The 12,626-nt window shown below is 34.5% G+C and carries 10 protein-coding genes and 1 pseudogene; 8 read left to right on the top strand and 3 right to left on the bottom strand.

The window, feature by feature from the left end:
* The first annotated feature begins 29 nt into the window (after positions 1–29).
* On the top strand, positions 30–566 hold the full coding sequence (locus RTR43_RS06380) for a hypothetical protein (protein WP_312470498.1): 537 nt from the start codon (positions 30–32) through the stop codon (positions 564–566).
* A 677-nt stretch (positions 567–1,243) separates the two neighbouring features.
* Here RTR43_RS06380 and RTR43_RS06385 read toward each other — a convergent pair.
* Positions 1,244–1,486: a hypothetical protein gene (locus RTR43_RS06385; RefSeq protein WP_312470499.1), complete on the bottom strand. Its 243-nt coding sequence runs from the start codon at positions 1,484–1,486 to the stop codon at positions 1,244–1,246.
* 406 nt (positions 1,487–1,892) lie between these two features.
* Positions 1,893–2,288 carry a helix-turn-helix domain-containing protein gene (locus RTR43_RS06390; RefSeq protein WP_312470501.1) on the bottom strand — a complete coding sequence of 132 codons (396 nt, stop codon included), beginning with the start codon at positions 2,286–2,288 and terminating at the stop codon, positions 1,893–1,895.
* Positions 2,289–2,726: 438 nt separating this feature from the next.
* Between RTR43_RS06390 and RTR43_RS06395 the strand changes: the two genes are divergently transcribed.
* From RTR43_RS06395 to RTR43_RS06415, 5 genes and pseudogenes are all read left to right on the top strand, one after another.
* Positions 2,727–6,419, top strand: a complete 3,693-nt coding sequence (locus RTR43_RS06395; protein ID WP_312470502.1) for a tetratricopeptide repeat protein — start codon at positions 2,727–2,729, stop codon at positions 6,417–6,419.
* A gap of 366 nt (positions 6,420–6,785) precedes the next feature.
* A pseudogene (gene ssb, locus RTR43_RS06400) lies at positions 6,786–7,025 on the top strand (single-stranded DNA-binding protein); the annotation flags it as partial.
* Positions 7,018–7,230 carry a hypothetical protein gene (locus tag RTR43_RS06405; RefSeq protein WP_312470495.1) on the top strand — a complete coding sequence of 71 codons (213 nt, stop codon included), beginning with the start codon at positions 7,018–7,020 and terminating at the stop codon, positions 7,228–7,230. The pseudogene ssb and the gene RTR43_RS06405, both read left to right, overlap by 8 nt.
* A gap of 949 nt (positions 7,231–8,179) precedes the next feature.
* Complete coding sequence (locus RTR43_RS06410; protein ID WP_312470503.1) at positions 8,180–9,298, top strand: 3D domain-containing protein; 1,119 nt, start codon at positions 8,180–8,182, stop codon at positions 9,296–9,298.
* Positions 9,299–9,553: 255 nt separating this feature from the next.
* Complete coding sequence (locus RTR43_RS06415; protein WP_312470504.1) at positions 9,554–9,778, top strand: DUF3951 domain-containing protein; 225 nt, start codon at positions 9,554–9,556, stop codon at positions 9,776–9,778.
* Between the two features lie 112 nt (positions 9,779–9,890).
* On the opposite strand, the gene RTR43_RS06420 is transcribed toward RTR43_RS06415, so the two are convergent.
* Positions 9,891–10,262, bottom strand: a complete 372-nt coding sequence (locus RTR43_RS06420; protein ID WP_248734236.1) for a winged helix-turn-helix transcriptional regulator — start codon at positions 10,260–10,262, stop codon at positions 9,891–9,893.
* 158 nt (positions 10,263–10,420) lie between these two features.
* Here RTR43_RS06420 and RTR43_RS06425 point away from each other — a divergent pair, with 158 nt between their 5' ends.
* Positions 10,421–11,632 (top strand): MFS transporter, encoded by a 1,212-nt coding sequence (locus tag RTR43_RS06425; protein ID WP_312470505.1) that lies wholly within the window; start codon positions 10,421–10,423, stop codon positions 11,630–11,632.
* Between the two features lie 43 nt (positions 11,633–11,675).
* Positions 11,676–12,506, top strand: a complete 831-nt coding sequence (locus RTR43_RS06430) for an aldo/keto reductase (protein ID WP_312470506.1) — start codon at positions 11,676–11,678, stop codon at positions 12,504–12,506.
* The last annotated feature ends 120 nt before the right edge of the window (positions 12,507–12,626 follow it).

The following is a 12,626-nucleotide window of genomic DNA, read 5'->3' on the forward strand; positions in this document are numbered from 1 at the left end:
AAGTTTTGGGCCAAAGAGGAGTTAATTAAATGCAAGAGATTTTTAATTACATTGACAAGATTATCATGATGGGCCTAATTGGAATCGTTGTAGGTATTGTAAAATGGAAATCATTAAGCAGCAACGAAAATGTTAGTAGTGAAAATAATACGGTTGTTCGTCTACCTAGTTTTTATAAATGGGTGGGGTTATTCGTAACACTTTTTTTCGTAGTACTTGCATTTGGGGACATTCTTTTCCCAAAGATTTTTGTTAAAAACCCACTTATAGAAAATCTATTAATGTCTACTCCATTTGTACTATTAGGAGTATATCTAATTATGGTTGGATTGTTCTGGAATATTCAGATAAATAAAGATTCTGACTATTTTGTTTATAGAACCATTTTTGGGCGTATTCACAAAATATATTATAACAAGATTTCTTATTATAAAACAGATAAGCACGCTATGATAATGAAGTACAATAAAAAATTCTTTGTTATCAATCCTTATGCAATTAATTATGATGATTTTCTTCAATTGCTTATTAAGAAAGATGTTGTAAAAAAATTCAAGCGTGTTTAGTTAATCGTATTGTAGTATTTTGATTGGCTATTGAAGTAATGCCAAACGTGAGTTCAGTAGCTTGAGTGATTTATAGAGTTAAATTACTAAAAAAACACTGTTCTTATAAGAATCAGAAACGTTTCTAAAAAATAGAGGGCTTATTCGAGTCCCATTGGAAACATTACTATATGATAGATTTAAATTAATGAGGCGACCTTTCATTCGATTCTGAATGAAAGGTCGCCTTTATAGTTTGTTTTCTTAATAAGCTCTCTTAATCAATGTCATAGGTGTTTAAATTGTAAGAATGGAAAATTAACTTAGAGAGCACCGATGAGCATGAAGGATTGGGAGCAAATTCTGGACAATCGGCGGTATAACTCTAACAGCAGCTATAAGTATGCTCCTTTTCCTAACATATTCATATAATGAAATTGGTGAATCCTTTAAAAAAATAAATGATTATGGAACTGTTATTAGGAATAATATTAAAAATAAAGGTACACGTTCCATTAATTTTTTTGTGATGGTTAACATTATGTATATTTAGGGTGATACTTATAACTTTAATAGGAATTTCGATAAATGACATTAAATATTAAAAAAATCTTGACTTATGACAAGATAAGATAATAAAGTGACATTTTTATGTTCAAAATAAGCCTAAAGAAGAGGGGGAATTGTGACAAAATATATTAAATTCCACATCTATGGTCATAATAAAACTTTCGTGGACCCAATTTTTTTACTTCCCCTCTTTCAACTGCTTTTTTCCATCGTTCAATGCTGATTTGGTTTAAAGCTTCAATTTCCCCTTTGCTACGTGGTCTAAGTCTTCTCTTACGGTCTGAGCCTAGACTTAAAGCAATCTGTTCGTTTACTTCTTTCCTTCTTTCCATGATGACCCGGTTAAGTTCATCAAGATTTATCTTCCTCATCACCAATTCACCTTCTAACTGTTTAATTTAATAATATTCTTGGGTTTCCCTTTAAACTTGTCATTAGACTTTGCAACGGCAATACCTGTCTCCGACATTCATGTATCCTCGCTCTCCCATGCAGGACTGTAAGAAAGATATTTCTTAAAAGCTTTGACGTATCTGTGGAATCAAACAATCCCATATTTATAGGTGAAGATTTATAAAATTCTTTCCTTTACGTTCCTAGCCATCTAACAATCTTTGTAACGATTAATATATCCCCTTTGTTAAAAAAGTTTAAAAGCATTTTCTATCTCTCATTTTCATTGTTTTTCACTATTACCTTATAATATGTCAAATAAATTTTTATTGTTAGAACCACATTTCCGAAGAAACCTTTTTAAACATTTATTGGTTTATATAATCACCCGGGGATTATACGTTCAACATTTTTCCAAAGCTTTAATAATTTTTTAATTTTCTCTTGTGTGTTTTCTTTAACAAAAACCATGAAGTCTTTATTTTTTTTAATTTCCTCAAATATAGTAATTTCTATTTCACTAAAATTAATTCGATTTTTTTCAGTTTTACTAACACTGTCGTCATAACCAAGAATGTCATTAGGAGAAACATCAAAAATTTTTGTAAGTTCAAGCAGGGTTGTAATTTTTATTTCTCTTTCTCCAGTTTCATATAAAGCTATAATCGACTGTCCAAGAGAAAGCATTTCGGCTAAATCTTTTTGGCTTAATCCTTTTTCTGTTCTGAACTTCTTTATCCGTTTTCCAATATTCTTAAGGATATCTTCTTTATTTTCCATATCGGTCTTTCTCCATTCTAGGTATATGCTATGCTTTTTTGTTTTAATATTATTACATATAGTAATTAACGTCAATTAAAATATTTGAATTCAGTGGTTATAATTACCGTATAATAATTAGATTATTGATAAAGTAAATATTAATTAATTACTATTTGTAATTAAAATCATTGATGGTCTACTAAATGGCTTGGTTAAAGTAAATAAAAATATCGATACTTTAATGGGGAACCGTAGATTATAAATTATTAAGATATAATTAATTTAAATTGTATAAGGAAGAAACCAAATTTTGCATTTTATTAGACAAGAGAATAAGCATATAGTTATGAAAATTTGGTAAAATTGTGAAAATAATTGTAACCATTTTTATTTTTTGAAATAATGCTCTTATGGTAGTAATTTTTCAGGGGAATTTTATTAGAAAGGTGAAGTGAAATGTCAATATTAGGAGAAGTAGCATTAGCGATTAGTAAAGGTCTAATGAGTAACTTAGCATCAAAATCTTTGATGAACTTTAATGACAAAAGGGCTATTGGACGGATACGATTACAAATAAGTGATTTCAATAGAAAGTATGATAACACTGAAGTTGATTCATATGCATTTCAACAATTTTTGAATTCTTCTGACCTTGTAAATGAAATATATACAAGAGTGTTCGAATCGTATAAAACTGAGACTGAATCTATCTTAGATTTCAAACAGAAGATTGCCGAAAATGCTATTGAAAGTGTGAATCAGTTTTACGAGAAGTATTCAAGAGCTATAAAAGACCGATACATCTTTTATGATTACTTTAATGATTTGGTAGATTCATTTGTTAAAATAAGAGACAACGTTCTATCTTTTCAAACAGGAATTCAAACAGCTATTATAACTGATAAAGTCGTAGAAAATAATGAACAACTTGTAGATAGAGTCGTACTTGAAATTGCCAGGCAGAAAGAAGATAACATTTTTGCCGAAGATAAAATTAATAAAATAGTTGAGATTATTAATCAAAATAAATTTAACCTAGCTGAACAAGAGCTTTCAGAAATTCTAGAATCATCACATCTCCTTAGTATTTCCCAAAGGGAATTTGTTTATTATCAGAAAGCAAGAATACTCATAAATTCTAATAAGTACTCAAAACTTAAGGATATTATTCAAAGGATTGAAAGAATTAACAGGAATTCAGTATATATTGCCGAAATTAATTATTATATTGCTTACAAAACCCATGATAAAAAACTTTTTGATGAATCACTGGAACGTTTCCAATTACATAATTATTCGTCTGAAAAAATACTTCTAAAAAATGTTAACTTTGAGTTAGGTTTAGGTAATTATGATAAAGCACTTGAAATGATTACTTTAGATGGAGAATTATTAAATGAATTACAGGAGCACCATGAAGCACATTTTTATTATGGCATTTTACTAAATAGAAATGGTGATTTCAATAAAGCTTATAAGGAGTATTCGAGAGCTTTTGAATTATCAGGTAAAGTGGTCTACAAATATAATGCTTTAATTACCAAGTCAAATATTTTACTTGCTGATAATAGAAACAGGATTGTCGGTTCAGATGAGCTTTTTGAGGAAGTAAGAGGAACTATAAATGAATTGAATGAAGTAAGATATTTAATAGAGAATTTCTCGGAAGAAGAAGAAAAATACTATTGGGTGTTTGAAATTAGTCTTTTATTAATTATCAACCCTAAAAAGGCTTTAGAAGAATTAAAAAATATAGATAAAAAACTTGATAAAGATAAGTTGATTCGGAGCATTAAAGCAGATGTATACTGCAAAAACTATATGGATACAGAAGCAAAAGACATACTAGAAGAATTATGGGATTTTGACCCTATTAATACTATTAATCTATTTTTTATTCTTGCAAAGGAAGAGGATTGGAATGGTATCTTAGCAATATATAAGCAAATAGAAGATGCCGAGACGAGAAGAAATCCTCACATAGTAACATTATATATTAAAGCAAAAAATGAGTTAGAAGGTTTTTCTATCATTCGAAATGAAATCATAAGGTTATTGGAAGCGAACGAAAAATCAATATATTTTTTAAGGTATGTCTTACAAACTGTATTAGTAAATCAAGATGATGAATTGCGAGCCATACTTCTAGAATATTTAAATTCAAACAAAGCATCGTTTTATGATCAGGAACTAGGAATTGTTGGAGAACTTTTAAATGAGTACTCATTCTATGAAGATACAAGAAAACTAATTGAAGATAGAATTGAAAATTGTGAACCATTGCTGAGTTTATATGTTCAGACATTTAAAGATTTAGATGAATTAAATGAAATAACGGAAACTTATGAAAAAGTAAAAACTTTTTATAGCAATGGTTGTAGATTTAAGGTTTTATTACAGTTTAAGACTAAGTTGGAAGTTAACCTTGGCATTCCAAGGAAAGTAATCAAAACACTTGAAGAATATAAGGGGATATTTGGAATTGATGATTTTTATGGTTATTATTATGTTGCTTCAAAGCTAGAAAAGAGAGAATTTGATGGACTTAATGAAGAGGTAGAATATTTATTAAATGCAAATAATCCCTCATTTCATCAACTCGTTTCTTTTGTTAAAGCAAAACAAGGAAATTGGGATGAAGCCAAAAATTTGGCTATTAGCGCAATATATTTGTCAGACGAAAACCTTGAAAAAGAAATACTGATGAGTCACATCTCATTCCATTTTTCTAATATAGAGAAAGAGAAAGAGAAAGAGAATGTAACTCTTGAGGAAGTAATTTGCAATTCAGTAGTTACAATTAAATCAAATGATAAATTTAGAAACATTGCTATACACAAACATGGAGAATTCATAAGTGAATCAGGCCAAGTCAAATTCGGTTTGGAAAATTATCTTCCCGATGATGACTTAAGTTTAATCTTAACCTCAATTGGTAAGAAGGGAGAAGTAATTAAATTAGAAGATAGTGAATATGAAGTTATTGATATTGTCCCTTTAGAAGTATATTTCTTTAATTACTGTTTAACAAAACTACAAGAAGATTATCCTGAACACGAATACTTTATTGCGAACTCTGCTCAAAGTACTGAAGAATTTCTTGAAAAAACGAAAAAAACCATGGAATCCCTAAATGAAAGTAGAAACAAACAACTTGAATTTTATAATTTCGGTGTAGAAATTGGAGTGCCCATTTCGTACTTGTCAGGAAAAAATATAGATAGCTATTCTGAAATGATTAATTCACTTTTAAATCATAAGAATCAGCATTTTTATACGGGCGAAGTATCTGTTTACGAAGATAGAGAATATGTTTTATCTTTAAGCTCGATTATTGTTTTAGCTACTTTTGGAATGTTAAACAAGTTAGAAATGATTCCTCAAAAATGTGTGATTTCAATTAATGTTGAAAAAAGTATTAGAGAGGGTATAAAAGAGTCCCAAAAACATGCCAAAATAGCATCAGGTGTTTTATCTCTGAATGAATCAGGGAAACTACAAATGTATTCATATAATGAAAATGATAAGAAAAACAGAAAATTATTTTGGACTGATATTTTGATTACATTGTCTAAGATTAAAAAAGATGAAGTCCAAATCGAAGATAATTCGTTATATGAAGTTATTACTATGAGTATACTTGACGAAGATATTTCTTCTATTGAATTAAGTAGGAAATCTAATAGGGTATTAGTATGTGATGACCTTTTTATTCGAAAATTACATCACGGAGTAACTGGTACAACAGATACTACAAATATCGTTGGATTAATCATATCCGAAGGTTTAGCAACGTTCGAGGAATTCATTGAACTACTATTAAAACTGATACGAAGCAAGTACCTATATCCACTGAATGAATCAGTAATTATTAACATTATTTATTGGATTCAGGATTTAGAAGATACAAACCAAAGGAAATTATACTTTAGTAAACTCAAAGAAGTATTTCAATGTATGCTTGATAATGTCAGTGGTCAATATTACATGGAAATGCTTCCTAAACTTGTTGATGAAACTAAGAAATTTGGAATCCCAATAGGGTTAATTTATGAACTAGTTAGTGAGCCGTTAAAATTGAAGCCAGTAAAAGATTTTGTAAATGAAAAGAGTAAAGAATTCATAAATGAATACTTTAAGGAAAAATAATAAATTAGGATTTAGAAGGTGGCAACAACAATAAAGTTCACCTTCTCTTTTTTTATTTAGTCCCTAGAATTGGAGTTAGGTAATTCCCTTTATAAGTTAAATCCAGTAGCAATTTTTTAAAATCATTCTCACTAGGAGAACTACTACAATAACAAAAAGAGTGTTGTTGTAGTAGAAGTCTAGATAGGGTCTTAAAGGGGTCATTTTTATACAAGATTTATACACTTAACATCATTTTATATACCAACATTATTTTTACACATAAAAATGATTATTGTGAGAAAAGTTTTCCTTCTAAATGTTGATAAATCCACCTTTTTTTCACCTAATCTACATTTATTTATATTTAGACCAAAAAAGAGGAATATAAACGCCGATTTCGTTCAGTGTACACTTTGGCGCAAGGCCGCGGAAAATACGTGCCAATATTGCCGCAAGGGTTCAGTCGTCGGGATAACGGGCCGGCTGCAAACGCGGAATTACGATAATAAAGAGGGCAAAAGGGTGTACGTGACAGAGGTGGTCGCGGAAACGGTCCGTTTCTTAGGCGCCAAGCCACAGGGCGTCGTTCCTGAGCAAAAGCAGGAGGAAGTGCCAATTGGATAATCATGATGACGATGCTAGAAACTTGGAGCAGCTTTTAGAGAGCTTAATTAAAATGGTTGGAAAAGCTAACCATAATGTCGACAGCCTACAAAAACGCGTCAGTCAGCTGGAATGGCTCATAAAGGAGCAGCAGTTTGAACTAAGGGAAAGAGGCCTCATCAGAATTTACTCGAAACACCCACACAGATCCTCACATTTAATCTAAAAAAACGCCATAATGAAAAAATGTTCATTTGACAAAATATACAATATCGTGAAAAAGCGGTTCTATTCGACTAAATACACTCTATCGTGAACAAGCAATTCATCCTACAAAATACGCCACAGTTCTGCCTCATGATTAGCTTGCCGGCGAGTTTTTTGAAAAATTTTCCCCGCAACCGGTACCAGTTGTTAAAGAAAATCAAACATTTCTCCGCCAGCATCCCCATTTTTCCGGCAGAAACTTGCCGGATTTTTTATTTGGTCTGCCTAATGGCAGAAACTTATTTGGATTTTCGAAAGTATGTATAAAATCCATACAATGGGATAAACTGATTGAAAAACCCCCCTGTTTTTTTTGTAAAGAGGCCGCTGACCATTGTGTCAGCGGCTTCTTATATTTAGGGCCAAGTATTCTTAAAGCGTTTAGGGTTTTTAATATAAGTTGTTTTCGCAAATAATTTTTTTCTAAATCTTCCTAATTCCATTGATTAGATAAGATATTAATTTTTCTATTTGATTGATCAAATTAAGGTAACCCAACAAAGAATATTTCTATAAGAAATTGAGGTACTTTCCGTTATGGTTACCAATACCCTCAAATACTCCTGATTGTAGGTCGTTTCCTTCTTTCAATCCCATTTCAATCACTAAATGATGAGTTTTTTTGCTTTTCTAATACAAAATACTATTTCAAAATAATTCCTATTTTGACAAAAATGGATTAGAATAATTACCTCAAAATGGAACCCTTTAGAAATATATATGGATTTCCCCACCTTTTTATCCAACGTTAGACCCATTCAAATAACCGATAGAACTGACACTAATATGACACAGAATTAATAATTTCTTCTGTAATAAGACAATTTGTGATACGCTTTTAATATTTTTGTAACATAACTGGCATATTGTTCTGATATAAATATAGTAATAAGGAAAGGAGAAAGAGTATGCAAACGTCATTAAAGCGTATAATTCTCGTGTTACTTACAATCCTGTTATGTGTATCAGGAACTGCGGTTACATATGCACAAACAAGTAAGGAAGCCCTACATAACGCCAAGCAGGTGCTTGACGAAAAACAAAGAATCGTAGAGCAAAAGAATCAAGAAAAGCAGGCTGTAAATAAAGAAATAGAAAATATACAAAAAGAACTTGAATCATTATATTCTTTTATTACAAAGAACAAAGAAGCAATGGCAGCAACTCAGGAGAAAATAGACGCAACGAACCAACTCATCGAGAAGAAAAAAGAAGAGATTGTTGTGCTTGAGGACAAAATCCTTGGACGTAAAGGGATTATGAAGCAGCGTGCCGTAGCTATGCAGCAAAATGATAATATTAATCTCATCATTAACCTATTCTTTGAGTCTGATAGTATCTCAGAGTTCATCCAACGCGCCAGTGCTGCATCGGAATTGATGGATGCAGACAAAGATATTTTAACCTCACAGAAGGAAGACCTGCAAAAGATTGAAAAGGATAAAAAAGAGATTGATAAGCAGGAGCAATTTTTAGAGGAACAACAAAAGGAGCTTGCTAAACAGCAGGCGGACCTCGATCAAAACCTGCAAAAAAGGCAGCAAACGTTAACCGTTATGCAGGATAAATACAATCAAATCGCGCAGCAGGCGGCACTTGCAGAACAGGAAAAAGCAGGCCTTGAGTCGCAAATGAAAGATATCCAAGCGAAAATGGCTAGAGAACAAGCGGAGGCACAGGCACGAGCAGCCTCAGGTTCGTCTTCCAGTTCATCACAAAACAATGCGGGCGTAGCAATAAAAGGCAAGGAAATGTATGTTACTGCCACCGCTTACACACCTCAAGATTCCTATCATATTACAGCGGCCGGCTATGATATTAAAGCCAACCCGAATATGAAATTGATTGCCGTCGACCCAAGAGTTATTCCACTTGGAAGTAAAGTTTGGGTAGAAGGATATGGTGTGGCCGTTGCTGGTGATACCGGCGGAGCCATCAAGGGACATATCATCGACGTGCTATTGCCAACAAAATCGCAAGCATTAACCTGGGGCAGAAAGACTGTGAAAATTGTTATTTTGAATTAGCAGTCCACTAAGATGACTATGAAAATGCCATTATCGGTCAACGCCAAATAGATAGATCGTGGTAACATAAAGCCTGACATAAAAAGAGATCCAACAGTTGAAAAAGCTGTTGGATCTCTTTTCTTTGCAGGGGAGGACGCCAGCCAATAGATATGTGATAAAATATTGAAAAAGAAAGTCAATGTCTACATCACATCACAACGATTCGAAAAGCACAAAGTGGTTTCGAAAAATTGAAGAGCTGGAGTTGACGGTATGGATTTATTAAACATGGCTGCGGTCGGAATTCCAATGGTGATTTTTGTTATAACGTTAATCGGCTTTTACAAACTGTTTATCAAAAAGAAAAATATTACGCCTTTTTACACTCCGTTTGATGAAATTACGGGGCAGACCCCGATTGTTTTTCACCAGGAACATGAGGTCATTGCCGAGGATGAGGATCAAGGAGATGGGAAAAAGAACTTTCCCACTGATTAATTTAATAGAAACATATCCAAAAAAATGGTTCCGCAGTTTTAAGCGGAACCATTTTTCTATTCGTATGGATGGTGCCTGACACCAATAACACTATTAACATCATTTGCACCATTTATTTCAGATTATCGTTTAGTATGCTTTCCTCAAGGACGGAGAATTTGTCACCGTAAACCTTGGTGATGTGTTTGTCGCCCCAGACACAAAGAGAATTAAGAATTCCTTCCAGACTCCGGCCGTATTCGCTTAGCTCATATTCCACTTTTGGCGGTATTTGATTATAGATGATGCGGTTAATGACTCCATCTGCTTCAAGCTCACGCAATTGCTGCGTCAGCATTTTTTGCGTAATATTTGGCATCAGTCGCTTCAAATCACTTGTCCGTTTTTTCCCGTGCGTCAGATGGCAAAGAATGACGCATTTCCACTTTCCTCCAATTACCTCGAGTGTTGCCTCGACAGATATATTATATTTCTTTTTCTCCATCACAATACATCTCCTTATTTATAGGCACAAAAAAGTACCTAAAGCACCAAAAGGTAACAATAGCACTTTAAAGTGCGTACTTCTTATTATTTTGTGTTTATACGATAATAACATTTGTCAGTTGCAAATAATCATACACAAATGAAGGAGGAACTGCCATGTCTTTAAATAAAAAACAAAGCACAAGCGCCCTGCTGGCCTTAGCCATCAGTGCCTTTGCAATAGGAACAACGGAATTTATCAGCGTCGGCTTACTGCCGCTAATTGCACAAGACTTAAACATCCCCCTGACAACCGCCGGATTGACGGTTTCATTATATGCCCTTGGGGTCACAGTCGGCGCTCCCGTTGTGACATCCCTGACATCAACCATGTCACGCAAGACATTACTGCTATGGATCATGATTATTTTTATCATCGGGAATAGCATCGCCGCCAGCGCGACAACCATCAGCGTCCTTCTGGCTGCACGGGTGATTTCCGCTCTGTCACACGGCGTATTCATGTCCATCGGCTCAACCATCGCCGCCGAACTCGTTCCGGTGAATCGTCGAGCCAGCGCCATTTCAATCATGTTCTCCGGACTCACTGTCGCCACCGTTACCGGTGTGCCGCTTGGAACCTTTATCGGCCAACAATTTGGCTGGCGTCTCGCCTTCATCCTCATTGTAGGAGTCGGCATCATCGGCTTGATCGCCAACGCAATTCTTGTTCCTTCTTTTTTGAAAAAAGGAACTCTGTCCAGTTTTCGTGACCAGTTCAAGCTCCTGACCAATGGACGTCTCTTACTTATTTTTATCATCACAGCGTTAGGATATGGAGGGACATTCGTTGTTTTCACCTATTTATCACCGTTATTACAGGATGTAACTGGTTTTAAAGAAAGAACCGTAGCGATTATTTTGCTCGCTTATGGTCTGGCGATTGCGATTGGCAACATGATAGGTGGTAAGCTTTCGAATCGAAATCCGATAGGCTCACTATTTTACATGTTTATTGTCCAAGCTGTCGTGCTCTTTGCTTTGATGTTCACGGCACCCTTTAAAATCGTCGGACTCATAACGATTATCTTAATGGGATTACTCGCTTTTATGAATGTGCCAGGCTTACAAGTATATGTCGTGATGCTGGCTGAGAGGTTTGTGCCCAGTGCAGTGGATGTTGCATCTGCCATCAACATTGCGGCTTTTAACGCGGGAATTGCGATAGGCTCCTATTTAGGCGGCATTATCACCGATTCCATTGGACTCATCCACACCACTTGGATTGGAGCACTGATGGTCTTTGGCGCTGTCATCTTAACGGGTTGGAGCCGAGCTCTAGAGAATAATGATCAAAAAGTAAGTGATTTTGCCCAGGAAGTATGCTAGGAGAAAAAATAAAATACAATATTTTTTATTAGGAGGAAATCTAATGATTAACAACTTACAGGATACAATTACTTTAAATAACGGTGTAAAAATGCCTTGGTTCGGTTTGGGCGTGTTCAAAGTTGCAGAAGGACCAGAGTTGGTAAATGCGGTGAAAACAGCAATCAAACATGGATATCGCAGCATTGACACAGCGGCTGTTTATGAGAATGAAGAGGGAGTCGGTCAAGCGATAAAAGAAGCTGGAATCGCTAGGGAAGATTTATTTGTAACATCGAAGGTTTGGAATTCCGAGCTCGGATATGAATCAACCCTTGCCGCCTATGAAACAAGCTTAAAGAAACTTGGCTTAGAATATTTAGACTTATTTCTAATCCACTGGCCTGTTGCTGGAAAGTACAAGGAGGCCTGGAGAGCATTAGAGAAGCTATATAGGGATGGCCGGGTAAAAGCGATTGGCGTGAGTAACTTCCAAATCCATCATCTCGAAGACTTAATCAAGGATGCGGAAGTCAAACCAATGGTGAACCAAGTGGAATACCATCCACGGTTAACGCAAAAAGAAGTCCAAGCATTTTGCCGGGAACAGGGAATCCAGCTCGAAGCCTGGTCTCCATTAATGCAAGGGCAGTTGCTAGATAATGAGGTCCTAGTGGGAATAGCCGAAAAATACAAAAAATCTGTGGCACAAGTGATTTTGCGTTGGGACTTGCAAAATGGCGTCGTTACCATCCCAAAATCGACAAAGGAACACCGTATCATCGAAAACTCACAAGTATTCGACTTTGAACTAACAGCAGATGATATGGACAAAATCAATGAAATGAACCAAAACCACCGCGTCGGCCCAGACCCGGATAATTTCGATTTTTAATACAGTTTAATTATCTCTTGCGGTAGCGGTCAACCAAAGTACTTTTCACCAATGAAAAAAGGGTTCCGGGGCTTTCCCCTGGAACCCTTAATTTTATTACGATGCCTGACACCATCACTG

This window comes from Neobacillus sp., assembly GCF_031988165.1.
Lineage (GTDB): Bacteria > Bacillota > Bacilli > Bacillales > Cytobacillaceae > Neobacillus > Neobacillus rhizosphaerae.

Excerpts from the sequence above, each read along its gene's own strand:
- RTR43_RS06380 (WP_312470498.1), top strand. The coding sequence starts at position 30 with ATGCAAGAGATTTTTAATTACATTGACAAGATTATCATGATGGGCCTA.
- RTR43_RS06385 (WP_312470499.1), bottom strand. The coding sequence starts at position 1,486 with ATGAGGAAGATAAATCTTGATGAACTTAACCGGGTCATCATGGAAAGA.
- RTR43_RS06390 (WP_312470501.1), bottom strand. The coding sequence starts at position 2,288 with ATGGAAAATAAAGAAGATATCCTTAAGAATATTGGAAAACGGATAAAG.
- RTR43_RS06395 (WP_312470502.1), top strand. The coding sequence starts at position 2,727 with ATGTCAATATTAGGAGAAGTAGCATTAGCGATTAGTAAAGGTCTAATG.
- RTR43_RS06410 (WP_312470503.1), top strand. The coding sequence starts at position 8,180 with ATGCAAACGTCATTAAAGCGTATAATTCTCGTGTTACTTACAATCCTG.
- RTR43_RS06415 (WP_312470504.1), top strand. The coding sequence starts at position 9,554 with ATGGATTTATTAAACATGGCTGCGGTCGGAATTCCAATGGTGATTTTT.
- RTR43_RS06420 (WP_248734236.1), bottom strand. The coding sequence starts at position 10,262 with ATGGAGAAAAAGAAATATAATATATCTGTCGAGGCAACACTCGAGGTA.
- RTR43_RS06425 (WP_312470505.1), top strand. The coding sequence starts at position 10,421 with ATGTCTTTAAATAAAAAACAAAGCACAAGCGCCCTGCTGGCCTTAGCC.
- RTR43_RS06430 (WP_312470506.1), top strand. The coding sequence starts at position 11,676 with ATGATTAACAACTTACAGGATACAATTACTTTAAATAACGGTGTAAAA.